4 protein-coding genes are annotated in these 23,938 nt (G+C 32.1%); all 4 read right to left on the reverse strand.

The window, feature by feature from the left end; translation table 11 throughout:
• Positions 1-9: 9 nt before the first annotated feature.
• Positions 10-717, reverse strand: a complete 708-nt coding sequence (locus BLV40_RS20785; protein ID WP_090693479.1) for a 4'-phosphopantetheinyl transferase family protein — start codon at positions 715-717, stop codon at positions 10-12.
• Between the two features lie 81 nt (positions 718-798).
• Positions 799-3,081, reverse strand: coding sequence for a M28 family peptidase (locus BLV40_RS20790; protein WP_090693481.1), 2,283 nt, complete (start codon positions 3,079-3,081; stop codon positions 799-801).
• 103 nt (positions 3,082-3,184) lie between these two features.
• Positions 3,185-14,446: a non-ribosomal peptide synthetase gene (locus BLV40_RS20795; protein WP_090693484.1), complete on the reverse strand. Its 11,262-nt coding sequence runs from the start codon at positions 14,444-14,446 to the stop codon at positions 3,185-3,187.
• Entirely contained in the window at positions 14,439-23,897 is a 9,459-nt protein-coding gene (locus tag BLV40_RS20800) for a non-ribosomal peptide synthetase (protein ID WP_211482131.1), read from the reverse strand. The genes BLV40_RS20795 and BLV40_RS20800 overlap by 8 nt, the downstream gene beginning before the upstream one ends.
• Positions 23,898-23,938 lie beyond the last annotated feature (41 nt).

The raw sequence follows: 23,938 nt of genomic DNA on the forward strand, positions 1-23,938 counted from the left end.
TGAAATAACTTACTTTATTAAATCTTTCCAACAGATTTTTTTTGATATAAATGTATGTTTGATGCCTTCTGCATTTTTAACTGCTACTGATGCTACATAGTCCTTCATTGGCGAATAAGTAAAATAGTTAAAGTCTTCTGCAGTATTTTCATCTAATTGATACGGTACACGAAACGATAATGGTGACAGTGAAAATCCTAACCCTTTCGCTTTAACTAACGCCTCTTTTCTTGTCCACAAATGGAAAAACCTAATTAACTTCGTTTCATATGATGACCCTGCATTTATATACTTTATTTCATCTGGTACGAACACTTGAGGCATAACCTCTAAAAAATCGTATGTAATGTTTTCTACATCTACTCCTATTTGATCCATATAACCAATTACGCATATAACTAGTCCTTCAGTATGTGATAAGTTAAAATGTAACGATTCTTTTTCATTGTGCACACATTGTTTCTTTAAAAATAGTTTTCCATATTTATTTTTCATGATTTCAACTTCACTTATAGGTATATCTAATTCTTTGCTAATTAATTGTTTAATTAGTAAACGGCCTATAATAAATTCTATTTTTTTGTGGTCAACTTTATAATTTTTATATACTTTAAGTTCTTCATCACTTAATATTGATAAACTTTCTTCAAATTCTTCCAAAGACAAATTACTAGGTAAGTGAACTTCATAAATTAAAATCTCTCTTCTCATTTTCATTTACACTTCTACCTTTTTAATTATTTTAAGTTCATTTGATTATAACAACCTCTTTTAACATGATTCATATACCGTTGTAATCTATTTCCAAGACCAACCTTCTAATGTATGTTCGAAATTAAATCCTCTTTCTTTATCCCAATTAATGTTATTCAGGTGAACAAATGTCATATAGCCAGGCCACGCTTGCATAATATTATCTTGTGTTATCTTAGGAGTAGTTATCATATGATCAAAATTCATCCCTAAAATTCTAACATTTTTATTAACTGCTCCACTTTCGTATTTAGCTTCTAAATGAATATCTTTAGTATTCCATATACGTAATAAAATCTTATCTTCCAACAAACTTTTGGATAACTTCTCCTTGTCAATTAAAGTCTCATTTATAGTAATTGAGTCTAGTGCATCTCCATCTTCTATTAATAAAAACAGAGCATTATAATCATTGTTAGAAATAGTTAACTGCAATTTTGTTTGGCTAAGAGTTTTTCCATCCACTTTCAAATTTGATGGCGAGAAGCTCTCTTTTATTGGTGAGAGTTTATACGTCTCCTCTACTCCAAAAAACATTGACTCTTTCACATTTCTACTGTTATTAAAGATCTTTTTTTGCCAATCATCTAATTCTGTCTGGTCAGTCATCCAATAGTTCCCACCATTAATATCTCTATATAGATACAATGAGCTAGGTCGAGGCTCTGCTGAACTAAACTCGGTAGTCAAAAGAACTTTAATCGACAAAATGATTAAGATGACTAAAGCTGATAGAGCTGAAATTGAAATGGTACTCCTATTAGATCGGTTATTAACTAAAAGATAAGTCACAAAAAGCACGGGCATAATAAATATAAATACTGGAGCAATTTTAGGAACTGCAATATAGATAACTCGGAATGTATACACAGTAAATAAAATTGGAATTAACGATATAGCTAAAAATATTAGACAACGTTTTATAGAACGAATTCCGGGAAGCAAATCTGAGATGAAGAATGGAACGGCGAAAAGAAAAATCGGCAGCACCAGTGTTGGAAATATGAAATGGCTCACTACTGAACTGATAAATAAAACAATTAAAACACCCACGGAAAATACAGGAGTTTTTTTATTTACTTTGAGAACATACAAAGCAATTAACACAATTAGTAAAGCAAACACACCCAAGCTTATTGAAAATAAATCATTATTCAATGGAAGCAATCTCCAGGAATCAAATAAATACTGATTAAACCATTTAAAAACCTGTATGTACAATAAACCACTTCCAACTGTCAATCCAATCACAATAATTGGCATTAAAACATCTAACACTTTAATACTTTTATTTTTGTAGATAACAATTCCTAGAAATAGTAGTATTGATGCGATACATATTAAATTTATCCATTTCCCATAAAAAATCACAAAACCAGGGAACAATGTCCATGAAAGCTGATCGACATCTTCATTTAAAGTCATTTCTCTATCTTTGAGTAGATTTATAAAGAGTTTTAAGTTTGAATACTGCATAAATGCTGTACTATGATCGATATTCTCAAATTCATCATTTATATTATGATAATTTCCAAACCCTTCAATGAACGCTAAATTAAATCCTATCTGAATGTCATTTTTGAAAACTGTAAAATCTGAATTAAAAGGTAAGAGTTTATAAGCTTCACTAAAAAAGGATGAAGTAACCGCAAAGTCTGATTGATGAGCGTACTCTTTTACAATCCCTATTGATTGATTTGTGGTTTCAAAAAGAAAAGGTATTCCACTACTCCCTCTACCTTCCAGGTTGATAACGCTTTGAATATTATATTCAGCAAAATGATTTTCATAAAACGCTTTTGCTCCTAGAAGACCAATTTCTTCTCCGTCAGTAAATAAAAATAAAATATTATTGTTAGGAGCTTTTTCTTTTGACTGTTCAATAGCAGTTTGTAGCATATTCGCAACTGCTATTCCATTATCTCCGGCTCCGTTTGAAGATGGGACAGAATCATAATGTCCGACAATTAAAATTGAATTATCTGTTTTCCCCTTAATCGTTGCAAGAATATTAGAAGGTGTTCCAGTGTCCAGTGGCGGACCGAACTCCGAATGCTCAACGAAGGAATTTAATTCTGCGACCTTTATACCCTCGTCTTTTAACGTTTTCTTAATAAATTTTCTTGTTTCTTCGTTTCCCTTAGTTCCTATTGGGCGGACAAATTGTGTCATCTTATCAAGATATTGAAGAGCAGCTTTTTTCTCATATTCAGGATTTACAGGGGCTTTTCCAATATCTTTGGTCAAATGAAATACAGATCCCCAAATTAATAAAAGAATTAAGATAAACAAAATACTCATTATGCTTTTGTTTTTAAGGCTTTCCATAATAATTATCCTCTTAATTTTCAGTCTTTTTTTGGTTAAAGAGGAAATATGAATGTATCCATATCCCCTCTTTATGAAGTAAAATTCGTAGAATCAAAGTATATTAGACTAATAAACTTTTTTTACTACTTTTAATAATATTTAATAATAGGTTGATATTGTCTTTCATGTAAGGTTCAAAGAACATATCAGAATGACTACCGAATCCCTGATTGATATTTAGAGTATCTTTCCCTAAAATATCTTTCCACTGAGCTATTACCTTTTCTTTTTCAGCAGATTCATCATAACTATCTTGAGAAACCCAGTACACTTCCGAATAAATGCTTCTCATGTTTTGCTCATTGTAAAAATAATTTGCAAATGCAAGCCTTTTATTATATGCAACATCAATCATATTTGGATTATCATTTATCCAATTTGCTAGCTCTGAGACTTGATTTAGCCCATTATTTATGTCCTCATTTACTTCTTTTATAATTTCATCTTCACTTGTCTGATGTTGAATTTGTGTCCTTGAGTCGAACATAATAACTTTTCCATTTGATGAATATACCCTCTCTAAGTAGGCCGCTACTTCTAAAGCGAGATTTCCACCAGCAGAGTACCCCATAAGAATCCATTCTTTTTGATTACTCATGTTATAAATATATTCTGCATATTTTTCTATTCTGTCTTGATCTTCAATAAAATCAAATAAATGAAGATTACCTGACTTCATATATTTTGGGATATCATTATAAATTAGACCCCAACCTGCAATCGGTGGAAAAGAAAATAGATTGTATTCATCAGTTATATTAAATGTAGTTACTGGTACAACATCACTATTATCCGTTTTCAAACTCTTTGCAATTCCCATGATTGTAGGTTCTAATACGATTTCTCTAAAGGTTAACAATCTGCCTGTTTCACGCTCTAAGTTGGCTATTAAAGAAATAATTGTTAATGAATTAGCCCCTAACGAGAATACATTGTCACTTCTATAAATCATCATATCTTCCAGTTTTAAAATCTTCCTTACTAGTTGAGCTACTTTCTTTTCATTTTCAGTAACTAACTCTTCTTTGGAACTATTTATTGTGACCTCTTGTAACGAGTGTCTATCCACTTTACCATTTGAATTTAAAGGTAATTTTTGCAGTACTTCCAAAAAGTCTGGAACCATATAATAAGGAAGCTTCTCGTTTAAACAGCGTTGAATATCTCTTTTCAGCTCCAATGTATCAGCATGCTTAGACTGAACATACCCTACTAGTAACTGTTCATTATTAATACTTTGCACTTTTACAACCGCATCACTGACTAATGGATGTTCCGATAAGGTGTGCTCTATTTCCCCTAGTTCAATACGATACCCTCGAATTTTTATTTGATAATCCTTCCTACCGAAAAATTCAATTGTGCCATCTTCCCGCCATCTTCCAATGTCGCCAGTTTTGTATAGTACTCGATCATGTGAACTCTTAGAATACGGATTTTGAATAAAGCTTACCTCTGTTTTAGCTTGATCATTTATATATCCTTTTCCTACACAAATTCCTGCAACATATATCTCACCTTTTAGTCCTACAGGTCTTTTTTGTAATTCTTCATCTAGAATATACAGACTACTATTTACAATTGGCTTACCAATTGGAACCGGATCTTCCTTAGGTGCTTCATACATAATGTGATGAGCAATATCATCAGATGCTTCGGTCGGACCATAGGCATTGACTACTGGTATGGTATGATGCTCAAACCATTTTGTTAGTGTCGCTGTCTTTACTGGCTCCCCCGTTACCAATAAGAATCTTAGATCATTTAACTTCAAATCAAATTCGTTTAAATAATCCGCAAGAATATTAAGATATGAAGGTACAACTTCCAAATGAGTGACTTTCTCGTTATTTAAAACATTTATAAAATATTTTAAGTTTTGCTGTTCTGACTTCTTAATTATTCTCGTTGTTCCTCCGGTGCAGAGTGCCATAAAAAATTGAAATACAGATATGTCAAAACAATGTGAAGCATTTTGTACCACTACAGAATCTTCGTTACATGACAATAGTTCAATTTTTGCCATGATGTGGTTTAACATTCCTAAGTGCTCAACCATTGCTCCTTTTGGTTTTCCAGTTGAGCCAGAGGTGAATATAACGTAAGCTAATTGCCTTGAATCAATATCCATATTAAAGCGCTCTTTCTCCAAGTCTTTAACAGGAATTTCATCTACTTTTATAACATTGGCATTTATGTCTTTCACTTCAAGTAGGGTATCGTCATTACTAACCGTCAGAATAGTCCTGCAATTCGCTTGTTTTAAAATATCATTCATTCGGTCAGATGGTATATCCAGCTCGATTGGAAGATATGCCAGTCCGGCACTCCAAGCTCCTAATATGGAGGCTACCATCCAAGGCGAACGGTCCATCATAATTGCAACAATTGATTCTTTTGGCATATTAGCTTCCCTTAAGGAAATCGCGATTCTATTAGACATGTGATATAGCTTCTCGTAACTCCAAGTTTCATCTTCAAAAACAATAGCTGGTTTAAGCGGATTTTTCTCCGCTTGTTGCATAACGATTTCCGGAACAGTATATTCTGGTAACTGTAAATGATGATCTGTAAATTGTTCCAGCTGTCTTTCTTCTATAGCACTAGTTATTGACAAGTTTGATAAACTTTCTTGGCAGTTGTTCATCATAAAATTTAAAATTGTTTTGTAATGATCAATCATTCTCGTGATTGTATTTTCTTTGAATAAATCTGTTGAATAGATGAATTTTAGTTGATAAAATTCATCATTTGGCATAACTACTAATTCTAAATCCATCAAAGTAGTATTATCCCCGTTATCCATAATAGAATAGCCTTTAACTTTATCATCTAATCCTTGATTGTCGAAATCATTAAAACTAAAGAGAATATCAAAAAGCGGATTACGGTTTAAGGCTCTATCTACATTTAATTCTTCCAAAATTAATTCATATGGAAAGTGTTGATGCTCGAGAACTTTTTCTATCTCCGAAAACACTTCCTTTAATGTGTCCTTTACATTTTTCCTTGCATCCAGAGAGTAATTTAGTGGCAGCGTGTTAATAAACACCCCATACAAATCACTAAATTCTGCTCTTAATCGATTTGAGAAAGGACTTCCAACAATAACTTCTTTACTATTCGAGTACTTATTTAATAGAATATAAAATCCTGTTAAGAAAAAAGTATAAGGAGTAATCTCTAGTTTACGGCATAATTCCCTTACGTCCTCACGTTTATACAAGAAATTATCCTTGATGGAACTTCCTTTATAAGAGCTCTCTTGTGGTCTCTTATAATCATAAGGTAGGTCTAACTTCACAACACCATTTTGGAATTTGCTATTCCAGAAACTTTTAGCATCTTCAAATTTTCCCTCTGTAAGATACTGATTCTCTAATAATGCATAGTGAATATATTCATATTTTTGTTTTTCATAATCTCCACTATAGTAATGTTGATATAAATCTTCTAGAAAGCTAACAATAGATAAGCCATCCATGACAATATGATGAAAATCAAAAATCACGTAATTTACATCTGAATCCTTTAGATGACCTACTCTGATTAAAGGACCTTCTTCAAGATTGAAAGGTTTTATAAATTCTTTGAAAGAACTATTTATGTCCTTTCTTTTCTCTAATATTTGAATTGGCACTGAAACATGTTCAATTACTTTTTGCTGAACACTATGGTTATCTGATTTAAATATTGTTCTAAAAACACTATTGTTATTAGCAATGAAAGATAAAGACTTTTCAAACTTTTCGCGATTGAAGTCCCCTTCAAATTTTATTATAACGGGAAGATTATATGCTAGAGACTCCGGTTCCATAGAGTGTAATAGGTACATTCTTTTTTGACTTGTTGAAGTTTGATACCAAATATTCTCTTGGATCGGTTCGCTTGAGATTACTTCAAGCTCTTTAGACTCTATTTCTTTTGAAATCATTTCAATCGTTTTCAATCTAAAAATATCGCTTAGAAGTAAGGATGAATTCATCTTATCGTTTATTCCTTTTAATAAACTTACCGCCTTTAGACTATGCCCTCCAAGATCAAAGAAAGAATCATCAATACTCATCTCATTTACTAAAAGCTCTTCCTTCCAAATTTCAAGTAACTTTTCCTGAATAGAATTTTCAGGTTTTCTAAGTTGAGTGTTACTCCTACTCTTTTTATTAAGAATACTTTGACTAAAAAATTCGTGTTGTAATCTATTATTTGAATAGATCAGTGGTAAATAATATTTTCGATGTAACAAGCTTTCAAATTTAGGGATGTTTATCTCCCAATCTGATAACCTCAGTAAATCAACATCTTTTTCAAACTCATAACCTAAGTAATCCCAATTGTTATAGAATTTATATTGGCTCGATGATGCGTGTAAACCAATCATTTCTTTACTTACTGTATTTGTTTCGAAATTACCTAAATGAAAGCTCGGACTTATAACATGAATATTTCCAAAGTTATTTCCTTTTACATTTTTCTTTGAAATGATTTCGAAACTATACTTCTTTATTATCAAACTTTTAAAAGCTCCTGTTGCATTACGTTGTTCTTTTCCTCCTAGAGCTAAAAGAAATTGGCTCAATACATTTGGATCAGCGGTTGATAATAAAAGCATTGCTTTTTCCTTACTCACGTTCTGTTGCACAGATCCTACTTCTAAGAATTCAATTAACCCAAAGCCTGGTACAGAATAGAATTGTACTCTTGCATTATCAAACAATATAGCAGGCTCTGGCTTCGTTACTTCTTCGATTTGAGTTAAGTTATTTTCTTTCAATATAGTTGGAATTTCATTTAAATTATTTATTTCAAAACAGATATGGTAAGGACTCTCTCCTCTACTTTCAAGGAAGCTGTTCACTCTACTATCTGGACCAGTTGAACTAATTAATTCGATTGTTGGTGCACTCTTATGTTCTAAAAGAGCTAATTCTGCTTTTTGTATTGGATCATAAACTTTTTTTATGCATTTATAGCCTATACTTTCAAATTCCATAATTTTAGATTCAATGTTCCATACTGAAATACCGATATGATTATACATAAACTGATTTGTTTTATTTTCATTTTTAACTTCCTCTGGAAAGTCCTGTTCATAAAATACATTTATAAAATTTGATGAAAGGTTTTCTTCAGCATCTAGTAAAAACGAGCCATCTTGTTGTAAATCTGTTAATTGGTTTAAAAAGCTTTGAATTGGTTTATTTTTCTCTGTCGGAATAAATTTCCCAGATACCCTTTTCAATTTAAGTTCTTTTGCCAACTTCTTAAGGCACTCCATTGCTGCAAATTCAACATTTCTACCTAGCGCTCGGCAGCTTAATAAAAATGTATCAATGAACAGTTCATCTTCCTTCACTTCAAAAAATACAACGCCTACAAGACCATAGTCACCAAATTTGTCTCTTAGTTTTATCACTCTTATGTTCTCATGATTTAACTTTAAAATTTCTGCTTCTGATCGCCTCATTGTAGTTAGATTAAATTGGTTTGTTCTATATGTTAACTGAGATACACGAGCTAACTCTTCAGGTTTCATCTTATGGAATGACATTTCTAGGTTAAGCAACTTCAAGAAATCTTCTGTACTTTCTTTACTTTCATAAACTTTTTTCCGTTCTTTTTCTGCTCTGTATAATTCGCTTCTGTTACCCTCGTTACTAACTGACAATTGTATATCAAATGCCCAACTATTTTTGAGTAAAGGTATAATCAAGGAATGCGGTTCAGGCACTTGAATTGTATGAACAGATGGCAGATTATTCATAACTTCAAGACACTCCATATGAGAATCATCTAGAAAAATAAAACTATCGATACCTAAATTCAACTCTTTAGCCATAGATAATAAATTATCTGATTTACGTGACCAATTTATTCTCCAAGCAACAAAATCTTCTTGCTTTAACACCATCTCACGATTTTGTTTAAAAGTATCTAAAACGTCCTTCTCATTATTTTTTGTACATAATACAAGAAGAAAACCTTTATTTTTCAAATCCAATAAGAATTGTTGAAGATGTCGATGAGAATCTTCAATTTTAACTCCAGTTGGGCCATCCTCTCCGCATACACCGTTCCATAGTGTATTATCACAATCTACTGCGATGACTTTAAACTTTTTTTGATAGAATGATACAATTTCACGCGCTAAACACATACCAATGGATGTAAATGCTGTGTCTGTATACGGTATATGGGCAATATCATCCGTTGTTTCATCAAACATGTCTAAAATTTCGTATTCATTTTCAATTTTAGTTAAATCTAATATTCTTACTGAAGGTAACTTCTTTAGTTGATCACAAATTGTTCCATATATATGATTAATTTCATTTATTAAATCTTCCGATAATTCATAATTAGAAATAGGTAATAACACTACGTTTAGCTTCCCTTTAGGTTTAGCTGACTTAATAGCCTCAATATATTTTTGTCCTAAGGACTTAATGATCTCTAATTGTTCTTTCTCATCATCCAAATCTCGAATCCAGTCCTCAGCTCTTTGACATACAAATGTGACACCATCATTTTGATTCATCGAGCTTTCTGAGTCATATAACTCTTGAAACACTTGATTATATGGTCCAAAAGTAATATTCGGATTCACAGCAAAGTTTTTGCTCCAAAAAGAGATTGAATCTGCAACATTATCGAAAGTAAATGAACTTGATATATACACTGGTACTTCAACCATGTTTGCTTTTCTTTTTGAGCTAAGTAGTAAACTGTTTTCTGTTGAAAGTGGCGCAACTCTAGCAAGTGCTACGTCTAATTCAGCCTCTTCTACATTCAAAAAATTATGATACAAATCTACAAATACTTGTAGTGTATGTTCAGAAAATAAAGCCGAATCATATTCCACTAAAAACTTAAACTGTTCCTCTCTAGGAAAAACATCTACTTTTAAATCCAGTTTATTATTACCATGTTCAATACTTAATTCTTCTCCCTGAAATAACTCAGATGACATTTGTGCTGGGGGCACTTCATTATGAAAAATAAACATAGTATCAAATAATGGATTTCGGTTAAATTCCCCACTCCATTCACTTTGTTCAACAATATGTGAAAACGGTACATTATGATTTTCATAACACATTAGTAAATCGTTGGTCGTGTTTATAATTAAATCTTTAAAACTTAATTTCTCATTAAAATCTAGTTTAATTGGTAGATAATTCATAAACAAACCAATCATATTTTCAATTTGATCGTCATCCCTTCCAGAAATAAGGCTTCCAATGAAGAATTTTTCTGAATTAGAAAGACGGTTTATTACAGCTGAGAAAGTTGCGAACAAAATAAAATGGTCTGTTATTGCAGGTAAGTTTAAGAAATTTTTAATTCTGTTCACGGCTTTTTTATCAATGGAAAACTCTAATGTTTTACCAATCGATTGTTTAGTAATAGATGGATTTCGCTCTATAGGTAAATCAAGTTCAAAGTACTCTTTAGAAACATATTCCTTCCAAAATAGTTCCTGATTACGAAATGAACCTTTCTCTAACTCTTGATTAAGCCAATGAGCGTAATCTTTATATTGAACATTCGGAACATCAATTACTCCTCCGTTATATCTCTCAAATAAGTTTTTAAAGAACGTTACGAGTGACGTTCCATCACAAATAATATGGTGAAAATCAAAGAAAATTGCCTGTCTCCCATTTTCTAGATTTATAAGTGCACATCGAAATAATGGACCGTTTTCCAAGTTAAATGGCTGGATGAGGTTTTTCAACATTTCATTAACTTTAGTTGATTCACAATTATATTCTTCGATCGTTATTTGAATATTCTCTTTCACCTTTTGTACAAACTCACCATTTTCCTCAGTAAAAATTGTTCTCAAGATTTCATTAGCTTGTACTAACTCATTCACACTTTCTTCCATTTTCACTTTATCTAATTTCTTATACAGAATTTGACTCATTGGCATATTGTATGAAGTATTTTGTTTATCTTTAGATTGCACAACATAAATCTGCTTCTGAATAGGAGTCATACGTACCTCTTTTAGATCATAAGGAATAATTGTGTTATTCTTATTAAAATTATGCACTACATCTGCAGCCTCTAACTTTAATGCTAGTGTTCTAACGCTCGGTGATGTAAATACTTCTGAAATTTTCAATTTAATTCCATACTTAGTGTTGATTTTTGAAATCAAATTAATGCTCTTTAAAGAGTCTCCACCATACTCAAAGAAGTTAGAGTCGATTCCAATAGCATTGTTATTTAAGATATCTTGAAAAATAGTTAATAACTCTTTTTCAAGAATGGTTCCTGGTTTTTCCGAAATTGTTATTGGCTCATTCTCGCGATCTATAGTAGATAATTTTTGATAATCCACTTTCCCATTAACTGTCAATGGCACTTCTTCAATTGCTACAAAAAATTTAGGTACCATAAATGAAGGCAAATAACTCTCTAAATGAAACTTTAAATGCGAAAGATTGTTCTGCGGAAAATCCCCCTTTACATATGCAATAATAAAGTTTTCATCGAATGCATCTTTTTCAACTGTAACAACAGATTCGATTACATCATCATGCCTGTCTAGGACGTTCTTAATTTCTCCTATTTCAACACGATTCCCTCGAATTTTAACTTGCGAATCTTTTCTTCCAATGAAAACTAAGTTGCCATCTGGCAACATAGAAACATGGTCACCAGTCTTAAAATATTTCTCTTTTTTTCCTGTCTCGTCAGTTAAATAGATGAAGCTCTTTTCTGTAAGGTCGACATTATTGTAATAGCCAAAAGTTACTCCTATACCACCAATGTATAACTCACCAATAGATAAAGGGCCTACATCCTCTAATTTGTCATCTAGAACTCTCAATTTATAGTTCCGCCAAGCATGCCCCATTGAAAACTCTCTATCAATTATTGAATTCTTCTCACCCTTATAGGTTGAAGTCGTTGTAGTAATAGAAACTTCTGATGGTCCATACGTATTAATTAATTCTGGACTTTCCCCACTTGTTAATTTGTTCCATAACCCTAAAACTTTTGGTGAGATTCTTTGACCAGACAAAGTAATAATTCGAATACAATTTGGCAAATCTATGTTTTCGCTTGTTAAAAAGATAACCCATTTCTCCCAATAGGCAGCTGGTATTCCAATTACTGATATTTTATGATCCTCAATAAATGAATTGAAATCGACAAATGATTCCATTGCCTCTTCATTTCTAACTATAACCGTACCGCCAATCGTTAAAACTGGCATAATTTCCTCTAGGGTAGCATCAAACCCTAAAGCAGAAAAATGAATGGATGTATCGCTAGAAGTTAAATTAAACTCTTCAACAGTATCATAATTATGATTTAATAAACCTAAATGCGTCCCGTGAATACCTTTTGGAGCCCCTGTTGTACCTGACGTAAAAATAATATAAGCACCCATGTTTTCTTCTAATTGATAGTTTGATACAAGATATTGATCATATCTATAATCCAGGAAATTTACCGTATCTAAGTTTAAAACCTGCTTTTCATCAAATGTATTTAAACAGAGGTTTTCATAACAATCTGAAGTTAAGATTGTCTTCGCGCCACTAATTTCCAACATCATTCTTACACGTTCAATTGGGTACTTTGGATCAATTAATACGAACTTCCCTCTCGCTTTTAATATTCCATATATAGAAGCGATAAAATTCACTCCGCGATCCATGTAAACGGCGCAAACTTCTTCCTTCTGAAACTTCCTCTCTAACAAGAGAGCTGAAATACCACTAGCTTTTTCGTTAAGCTCCTCATAAGTAATCGACTGATTATTATGAACAACAGCTGTAGCTAAAGGTGTTTTTTCTGCTTGCCTCTCAAATAAACGCTGTACAGGAATTAACGGACGCTCACTATGTGGATGAATATGAATTTTATTTACTACTTCTTCAAGCTGTGACGTATTAAAAATCTTTACTTCACCAATAGATGTATCTAAAGATTCCATCATTTCCATCAAAACTTTTTCAAATGTATTAAGAATATAATGAGCACTCTCTTCTTCAAGGAAATCCTGTCTATAATGAAAATCAATATAGTATTCTGTAGATTTCTCTGAAATTGATAATGTAAAATCAACTTGTGATTCTTCTGCTTTATTTTTTAAAGGTGTAATATCAAACTCAAGATTTTTGGTTTTTACTTCTGGAAAATTGTTAAATGAAAACAATCCATTAAACAGTTCATAGTTCCTATCATTAAAAAATGCTTTCCTATTTGCAATGATTTCATTTAATCCTGCATTCTGATGTCTAAAGACTGTTAAACATGTATCTTTTACAGAATGAAGTAAATCCTTAACCTCAATATCTTTGTTTCCTTCTATCACAATAGGGAGTGTATTTGTAAAATATCCTACCTCTCTTTCTAATTCCGGAAATAATCTCCCCGCAGTAGGTGTTCCTACACATATTTTTTCTGAACCCGTAAATTTATGGTACATAATATAAAAAGCCGCTAAGAAATATTGATAAGGCGTAATAGCATGTTCTTTGCAAAAATTATTAATTTTCACATTTGCCTCTGGAGATAACTTCAATGAATTTAACCTTGATTTAAACGATAATGTCCCCGTATTGTGTAATAGACCCGGAAACCTAATTGGATTAATAGGTTCTACCAATTTACTCTCCCAGTATTCCATATCTTTGTTCAGTGCTTCTTTATAACTCTCATTCTGCTTATAAAACAAATAGTCAACAAAATTTCGATTTGGTTTAGCCCCAGTGTTTAAACCGTAATAATATTTCATGATTTCTTCTAAAAAGATATTAATGGACCAACCATCGGAGATAATGTGATGAAAAGATATTCCCATCGTAAAGCCTTTACTACCATCGTTTACTAGAATCACTCTAGCTAAAGGCCCAGCCTCTAAATCAAATGGTTCTTCACATAGATTTTTACAAAGAACTAGACTATTTATATTTGTTGAAGGCTTAATAACACTAAAGGTAACTTTCCCTTCGGTAGAAAGCCTGATTTCTGGATTATCATTATTTTTTACAAAGTTCATTTTAAAAGCTTCAAAGGAAGAAGCTGTAGCACTTACAGCCTCTTCTAATTTTTCAAGATTTATATCCCCAGAAATTTTGAAGAAATCCATTAAATGAAAAACTGTGCTCTGAGGATCATCCTCCCAAAATATCCACATTCTTTTTTGCTCGCTGGACAATGGGATATGCTCAAAATGTGAAGGTCTTTCCGGTAATGAATTTATACTTACACGCTTGTTTCCTCCTTTGAGAGCATTTAAAAGCTTAAGTTTGTTATTTGAAAGGCTACTGTTAGTCATTATTTCGCACCTACCCATTAATTTTCTCTAAGTAAAGTATTGCTTCTTCTTCGGAAAGAGATTCTATAAATGTAATTAAGTCGCTTTCTATTAATCTAGACATTTGTTTTAATCTTCTGTTAACAAATAAGTTTTCTATAGACACTTTCAATCCAAATTGTTCTTCTATTCGACTGACTAATTGAACTGCTTTTAGAGAATTGCCCCCTAATTCAAAGAAATCACTATTTAATTTAGGTTTTCTTCCTAATAGTTCTTCCCAAATATCTACTAAAACGAAATCAATTTCATTTAGATCTTCTTCCACTTCCAATTCCAATTCATTTCTTGTTTGTGTGACCAAATTCATTAATTTTTTTTGATCAATTTTTTTATTTGAAGTTAGAGGTATCTCATCAATCATTATTATTTGATTCGGTAACATATATAACGGACAGCTTTTAGCTAATCTTGTTTGGATATTAGATTTAACCATGCTTTCATCTTCGGAGCTGACAACAAAAGCATATATACTTTTGTCATCTTCGCAATCTGCGATACATACGCACCGAGCTACAAACTCTGATTCAGCGATTAAACTCTCTATCTCTCCAAGCTCTACTCTATTTCCCCTAATCTTAACTTGACGATCTGATCTGCCAATATAAATAATTTCATTTTCTTCATTCATCCAGCCCATATCTCCTGTCCTAAAGAGAGGGATACTGTGTGTATCATCAAATGTAAATACTTGATAGTTATCGACTGAATCATAATTTAAATATCCGTCTGTAATGTAATTACTTATAATGCATATTTCACCTATTTCTCCCGAGCTGCATATTCTCATCGACTTATCATTTACAATAATTGGAAGTACCCCTGGAATAGCCTTTCCTAAACCTCTAAAGTTTAGCGTATTATGAGCTAATTCTTTTAGCATTATTCCTTGCGGCGTTTCTGTACATCCGTAAAAACTGAAAATTCTAGTTGTTGAATTATTCTGTTTTATTTTCTCGTACACACTTCTATTTAAACTTTCTCCACCGGTAAAGATAAAATCTAAGTCTCTATAGGTTTGTTTGTCGGAAAAGATTAGTTTGCAATAGCTTGGTGTTGTATGGACAACATTGATTTTCTCTTTCATTAACCACTGAATAATGTTATCTGCATCTAAAAGATTCATTCCATCCGGCACACACAATACTCCACCACTACATAACGGAGTAAACATATCTCTATAAATAGGGTCATGTGAGAGCCCTGATAGCATAGAAAATGAAGTACCTAAACCAAAATCAAATTCCTCTATATACCAATTAACAAAGTGAGTTAACGCTCCATGATTCCCTTGAATTGCTTTAGGATCTCCTGTTGTACCCGAAGTAAAGTTAATATAACAAGCCGTGTCAAAGCAAATTTCATAATCTAAACTTTCTTTGTCTCTGCTGTAGCTATTATTAATAATTTCATCAATATGCTGTATATTAACCTCGCTACTTTCAATTTGATGGTCACAACAATTAATTAAGAGTTTTGGGTTAGCTATACTTATTTTCTTTGTTAATAGTTCTTGTGGATGTTCACTATCCAAGATGATGAAAGGATTCCTAGATTCCATAGCAGCAAGGCAAATAATCGGTAAATATTTATTTCTATTCGAATAAATTGCAACTCTTTCATTCGGTTTCAACTTCATCTTTAAATAGGATGTAATCTTTTCTTTCAAGTCATAGCAATATTGATACGAATAAGATTGTCCATGACTCTTAATAGCAATTTGATTAGGGTATTCACGAGCTACTCTATTAAATTTTTCAAATAGCGGTACTTCAAACTTTTTATCTAGCATATCTGTATAATTTAAAACTTGTTCTTGAGAAGATAGACTTGCATTTAAAGTATTCTCAATATTATTTACTAGCAGATTAAAGTACTGTTGAGATATTAGTTTCGCCCTGTTTTCTGTGAATTTATTTCCATCAAATACCGAAAAGATTGTAAGCTGATTTTTCTTTTCTTGAACATAAAAAGTGACATCGAATTTCGAATCAATTTCAGGCACAAATTCTGACTCCTCAATGGCCAAGTTTCCTTTTGAAAGCACTTCGCTCTTCTTTAAATCTGGGAATGCAAGCATATTAAAGAAAAGGCTGAATAATGGTGATTCCCCAAAAGTTCTATCCGGTAAAATTCTTTCTACTATTTTCTCAAACGGAATCGAGCTATTTTCAATCGCTTCCGTAACACTTTCTTCAACCATGGTTAAAATGGATTGGAACGATACCTCTTCATTTACCGATATTTTTATAGGCAATGTATTTATGAAACATCCAATCATATCCTCAAATTCAGACCGCTCTCTTCCTGCAATAGGAATACCTATGGTTAAATCTTCGTTCTTTGTTAATAAGCGTACCAAATGGAAGAAGTTAGCTAACAAAATATTGAATAAACTAACTCTTTTCTCCTGGGACAATTTATATAAATCCGTCATGATTCTTGGATTTATGTCCTGTTTCAACAAAATAGAAGATGTATTAACTTCTCTGTTATGATCAAAGCTACTCTCTAATAACGTACTCTCAGGATTATCCCCTAATTTTTGCTCCCAATAATCTAGTTGCGGCTGAAATTTCCCACTCTCATACATATCCTTTTGCCATTTCGCGTAGTCATAATACTGTAAACTGCTATTTATCTTATATTCATCTAATGTTAATTTTTGTTCTTTTTCTAGAAGATTACACATCACTTCTTTTATGATTAGGTTAATTGACCACCCATCAGCTATTAAATGACTGAATAAAGCAATGAGTACAAAATCATCTTTCTCTCTTTTAATTAATGTAAATTTCATTAAAGGACCATTTTCCAAATCAAATACATACTTAGTTTTCAAGCTAATTAAATTAGATATCTCTACAGGATCGTTTTGTTCTACGTAATCTAACTCCACATGCATTTCATCTGCTATATGAATTTTCGGGTCTCCATTTTCAAAAGATAGAGTAGTTCGTAAAACATCAAACTTTGAAACCATCGTATTTATTGCATTTTTTAAATCCTCTTTTATTAAATTACCCTTAATATTAAATACACCCGGTATATTAAACATTGTAGTATTTTGATTCACATACTCATAAAACGCCATTCTCTCTTGTGAATATGAAAGAATCGGGTGATTGTTGTGCTCAAATTTTTGAAGCCCAGGTACACTAACCTGTAATTTTTCGCTTCTATCAATAACCTGAGCTAAATCTTTAAGTATTGGGTTTTCAAATATTTGTCTAAGTGTAATTTTTTTGTTGAATGTATTCTCTAATTTGTTTAACATTTGCACAGCTAAAAGACTATGACCACCTAAGCCAAAAAATTCACTTGTTCTTCCTACATCTCTACCAACTAATTCTTTCCAAATGCTCGCTAATTTCTCTTCCGTATCACTAAAGTTTTTATCTAGAATCTCCTCTTTTAAAATAGGTTTTGGCAGCAACTTCCTGTCAATTTTCCCATTCTTATTTATTGGAAATTCTTCTACTTCTATCATCACAACCGGAATCATATAAGAAGGTAAATATGAGCTCAGGTATGCTTTAACTTCTTCATTACTTACTAAGTTATTGCACGAGTAATATAAAGCTAGATTCGCTTCCCCCGAATCACCCTCAAAGCCAACTACTAAACAGTTATTTATCTTTTCGTTATTCAATAAAACATTTTCAATCTCATTCAATTCGATCCGATAACCTCTTACTTTCACCTGAAAATCTAAACGACTTAAGAATTCTAAATCGCCATCCTCATTAATCCTTACTAGGTCACCAGTTTTATAAAATCTATTTTTTTCTCCGTTAAAAGGATTATCTAAAAATGCCTTTTTAGTTTCTAGCGGAGCATTAATATACCCTCTACCAACTCCAATTCCAGAGACGTATAATTCACCTGGTACCCCTCTAGGAAGTAATTTCATATTATTGTCTAGTACGTAAAGGTTCATATTCGCAACAGGCTTCCCTACAGGAACATGACTCACAATATCTTCAAATTTCTCTTCGGACCAATAATGTGTCACATCATCTGAGCACTCAGTTGGTCCGTAAGCATTAACAATCGGAATATTCCCAAAATTATGATGCCATCTATTTACAAGATCAGGTGGTAGTGTTTCTCCAGTTACAACCAACATTCTTAACTGATCGCATGTTTTCAAGATAGAGAGAGAATCGAGATCATCTAAAATGAAACGAAGTAAAGTTGGAACAACCTCCAAAATCGTGATATTCTTTTCTAATACTTGCTGTAACAATTCTCTTGAATTCTTGGCAGTATCATCTGATACAATGTGACAGTATCCTCCCACCAAAACGGTAGAGAAAAATTGCCATACTGAAATATCGAAACATTGCGAAGCATTTTCAACAATTCTATCTTGATTACTAATTTTAAAATCATGTATTTTAGCAAATAGATGATTTAGCATACCTATTTGTTCAATCATTGCCCCCTTAGGCTTACCTGTTGAGCCTGAAGTAAAAATGATATAAGCTAAATCGTTCATTTTTAATTTTCTAACCGGTTCAATGTTAGGAACATGAATCGTCTCATTAATATTAACCATTCTATTAATTTCTTCCATTAACGGTAACGAGCTTAATGATAGATTGTTTACCGCGATGGTATCTGTTTCTGACTGCCTTATAATATCTTTAATTCTTTCAGCTGGATAATTCACCTCAAGTGGAATATAAGATCTTCCAGCTTTCCAAATAGATAGTATTGTTTTTACAAAATCAATACTTCTATCCATATATATTAGTACAGGTGTTGGTGTATCCTCTGGTTGAACAAAAGACCTTGAAAGCAAATCCGTTTCATACTTTAGCTCAGCATAAGTAATCGTTCCATTATCATCAGAAAATGCAACTTTATTTGGTACACGCATTGCCCATTGATCAATGATTTCATTAATAGACTGATTGAAAGGAAATTCAAGTTTATTGTTATTAAAGTCATGTAGTAGAAATTGCTTTTCTTTTTCACTAATAATATCTATATCATCTAGCTTTATATCTTCCATACAAATGATACGTAACATGTTTTGGAAGTTTTCTATAAAACGTTCTATAAAGTTTGCATGGAATAAATCTGTACAATACTCTAAATTAAATTGAAACTCTTCATTTTTCTCTTCTGCAATTAATGAAAGATCGAACTTAGAAGTATAATTTTCAATAAAAATAGGTTCAAGCTCTAACTCTCCCATTCTCATTTCACTTAACGGTGCATTTTGTAACGTAAATAAAGTTTGAAAAAGTGGTGTTCTACTTAGATCTCTACTATCGTTATATTCCTGTAATAATAGTTCCATTGGTACATCTTGATTCTCATAAACGTTCAAGAAATCCCTCTGAATGTTTTCGATTAATTTATGGAACGACATACTTTCATCAAACTTAATAGGTATAGGCAACACATTTACAAAATAGCCAATAAGCTTTTCAAAATAAACATTTTCTCTATTTGCAAATGGAACACCAATAACAAATTCTTCCTGTCTACTATACTTTTGCAGCATTAAACTATATGCTGCAAATAGAATATTAAATTCTGTCGTTTTTAAGTATTGCGCTTTTCTTTTAACAGCTTTAAAAATATCCTTTCCAGAAGAAAAAAGAACGTGCTTTCCTTTAAAGGACATTTCTTTTGGTCTCGGAAATGACGTAGGCATTTTTAAAACCGGGAGTTCTTCTGGGAATTTACTCTTCCACCAATCTAACTTGGATTGAATGGAACTTTTCTCAATCCTTTTTCTTTGTAAATTAGAGTATACTTTGTAAGGATACTTTATCTCATCAACCTGTATGCTTGTATTAGAATCTTCTTCATAGAAATGTTTTAGTTCCTCTAATAAGACTCCCATAGACCAACCATCACAAACTGTATGATGAATTGAGAAAGTGAGATAATTCTCTCTTTCGTTTACTTGTAATAACTTCGTCCTTAGCAACGGCGAATGACTCAGATCAAAAGGAATATTACCAAACTCCCTGGAAACATCTTCTATATATTGATTCACATCACAATCTGGTTGCACTCTTTCCTGGTCAATGTGCAACTCAACTGTATTTTCTTCTATAATAACGTTACCTTCGTCACTTTGCTTAAACGCATAACCAAACACAGTATGTCTATTCACAATGGTATTTAGAGAACTTGTCAGTCTATCTATATTTAATTTCCCGGAAATTTTCATCGTAAAAACAATGTTATAGAATGGATTGTTGGGTTCAAGTTGATCCAATAACCACAAACGCTCTTGTCCCATACTAGGAAGGTTCTCTAACAAACTTTGTTCATCTAAAATACTTTCATCTCTAGTATGGCTTGACTTAACTATATTAGAGAATTGTTCAAAAACGGGTGCTTCAAACAACTCTTTTAATGTCAAATTTACTTTGAATTTTTCATTTATTTTATTAACTAATTGCGCAGCAAGTATTGAATTGCCACCCACTTCAAAAAAATTCATCTTGTGATTGATGTCTGCACGTCCTAAAATATCACTCCATACAGCTGAGATTTCCTTATCTATACCATAAAAAACTTGCATATTACTCGCTGTATTTAGTTCTTTTCTTTTTTGAAGAAAAATTTCTTCTAGCTTTTTCTCTTCAACTTTTCCATTTCGATTAATCGGTATCTCATCTACTCTAATAAAATAAGCTGGAATCATATACGATGGTAATTTATCTTCAAGATGCTGTTTAACAGATTGAACATTAATCTCTACACTATTTTTATAAAACGCACATAGCTCTAATCTATCACTTGTACTTTTAACACCTAAAACTGTAACAAAAGCATGATTAATTAAAGTACCTATATTTTTCTCAATTTCTTCTTTTTGAATACGATAACCCCTGATTTTTATTTGGCTATCCTTTCTTCCCACGTAATATACATTTCCGTTATCATCGTAGAATCCATAATCCCCGGTTTTATATATACGCTTGCCCAGAAAACCTTCTTTTATAAACTTTGAATCTGTTAACTTACCATCATTTAAATATTCTTCTGCAAGGCCTGTACCACTTAATATAATCTCTCCTATTGTATATGGTGGGAGGACCATATTGTATTTGTTTAACACATAAGTAAACATTCCCTTAATGGATTGCCCTATACTCGTCTTATTTGCATAAGAAGAATCTAATGTTAATTCGCAGATATTGCTACCAACAGTCGCTTCAGTTGGCCCATATTCGTTAATCAATTTAGATAAAGGCAATAACCTCTTGAACTTTCGAATGAGATCATCATTAATATTTTCTCCACCCGCAACAACACATATTTTTTTACTTGCTAAAGTTTGAGAATCTATTGATTCAAATAAAATTTCTAAGTGTGCAGGTGTACACTTTAGTAAAAGAGGTTCTTTTACGTTTTGAATATATGAAACGAATCCATCTAAACCTTGCCTTACTTCAATGAATTCTACTCTTCCACCATTTATAAGTTGTGGAAAAACGCTTGTTATTGTTAAATCAAAGGATAATGACGTATGGACTACAGCAAGACGATTATCATTTATACAATAATTATTTACGCAATGATCTAAATAATTCCCTAACGCATTTTGAGAAATAATGACACCCTTTGGTACTCCTGTAGAACCCGATGTAAACAGAACATAAGCCGGATTTTTTGCAATTTTTCTTTTAACAAGAACGTTATGATCAAATTCACAATTTAAATCTATAATTTTTTCATGCTTTAAATTGAGCGAATCCAATTCTATTTTCTCCGAGTTATAAATTATACAACTACAATTTGCTGCGTTTAAAATTTGTTGCATACGTTCTGATGGCAATGATAAATCAAGAGGGATGTATGTACAATCATTTCTCCAGCAACCTAACACTGAAGAGATAAATGCAGGCTCTCTATCAGTAATAATTGCAATCTTCGAACCTGGAGCGATTCCTTTGCTAATGAGTTCACCTAGTATTAAGTCTGCTTGCTCACTAAGGTCACTATATGTATAATTAACGCCTTTATATTTTGTAAAGACTAATTGACTATGTTTTAATATCGCACCTTCCAACATAGCATGAGCATTAAAGATAGAATCCGTTTCTCTTACTGGATTAATTTTTTCATAATGGCTATCGAAATCACTTAGAGAATAAGGTGAAATGTTTACTATTTCAGCATCTGGCTTTCTCAGGTAGCGATTAAGCAAAATAAAAAAGGTAGATAAAAATGTCTCTGCAAATTTCCTATCATATTTTTGTAATGAGTATTCCAATCCAATAGATAATCCATCATTATCTTTATCAACGATAATGGTCATATCCTTCTTTGCCAACGGTCCATATGTTTTATGCAGTTTACAGATCGAGTCATTAAATAAATTTTCTGAAATAGATGTATCTTGAAATAGAAACATGAAGTCAGAAAAAGGTGAGTAATCTTCAATATACTCTGAACTAGCAAAGTGATTGACTATTTCTTCATATGGTAGCGATTGATTTTCATTTAACTTTTGAGATAGTTGATGTACCTCTTGCACTAAATCATTAAAGCTTTTGCTACCAGCCTTAATCTTTAACGGTAATACATTTGCGAAGAACCCCATCATGTTCATCAGATCACTACTAACTCTTCCAGAACCTACTGTTTCTAATACAATTTCATTTTCCCCTGAAAAATATGACAAAGTTCCGATATATGTAGTCAACAATACTGAAAATAAAGAGGCACCATTTTTCTGAATAAAATTATTCATCTGTTCCTTTGTCTTATGGTCCACTTTCAGTTCATGATAACCACCAGAAAAGTTAATAAGTGATTTATCATTTGCAGGATAATCAATATCTGTTTTCTCATATCCATCTGCGAACATACCATCCCAAAACTCTTTAACTCTCTCTCTTTCACCATTATTAAGCCATTCTACTTGCCACTCTGCGAAATCTGCATACTGAACTTCTATTTCATCTGGTTGATAACAGGTTCCTTTTGAATATGCATTATATGCTTGTGACAGCTCCTTTAAAAATAGTTCAAGCGACCAACCATCTACAATAATATGATGGAATACGAATATTACTCTGTGAACATTATTTTTAAAATGGATAACTTTCCACCTAAATAAAGGAGCTGTATGGAAATCAAAAACTGGCAAGAATATTTCATTGTATTCATCAGAATATACTTTTTCCGAAAATTCCAATTGACTAAACTCTCTTGATTCTCCATGTATTTCAATATCTTCGTGGATAAATTGTACTACTTCTCCATTTATTTCTTTTAACGATGTCCTCAATGGCTCATGTCGTTTAACTAGAGTTTTAATTGCTTCTTTAAAAGCATTTTCATGAAACGCTCCGCTCATTTCAAATTCTAAGGGAACATGATATAGTTGCGTCTTAGCGTATTTTTGCTCGAAATACCATAACCTTTGTTGGGCTTTCGAAGCAGACATCTGAAAAATATCATTCAAAATAGATTACCTCACATTTCCTT

This window comes from Bacillus sp. 166amftsu (assembly GCF_900107445.1).
Taxonomy (GTDB): Bacteria; Bacillota; Bacilli; order Bacillales; family Bacillaceae_G; genus Bacillus_A; species Bacillus_A arachidis.

Excerpts from the sequence above, each read along its gene's own strand:
- BLV40_RS20785 (WP_090693479.1), bottom strand. The coding sequence starts at position 717 with ATGAAAATGAGAAGAGAGATTTTAATTTATGAAGTTCACTTACCTAGT.
- BLV40_RS20790 (WP_090693481.1), bottom strand. The coding sequence starts at position 3,081 with ATGGAAAGCCTTAAAAACAAAAGCATAATGAGTATTTTGTTTATCTTA.
- BLV40_RS20795 (WP_090693484.1), bottom strand. The coding sequence starts at position 14,446 with ATGGGTAGGTGCGAAATAATGACTAACAGTAGCCTTTCAAATAACAAA.
- BLV40_RS20800 (WP_211482131.1), bottom strand. The coding sequence starts at position 23,897 with ATGTCTGCTTCGAAAGCCCAACAAAGGTTATGGTATTTCGAGCAAAAA.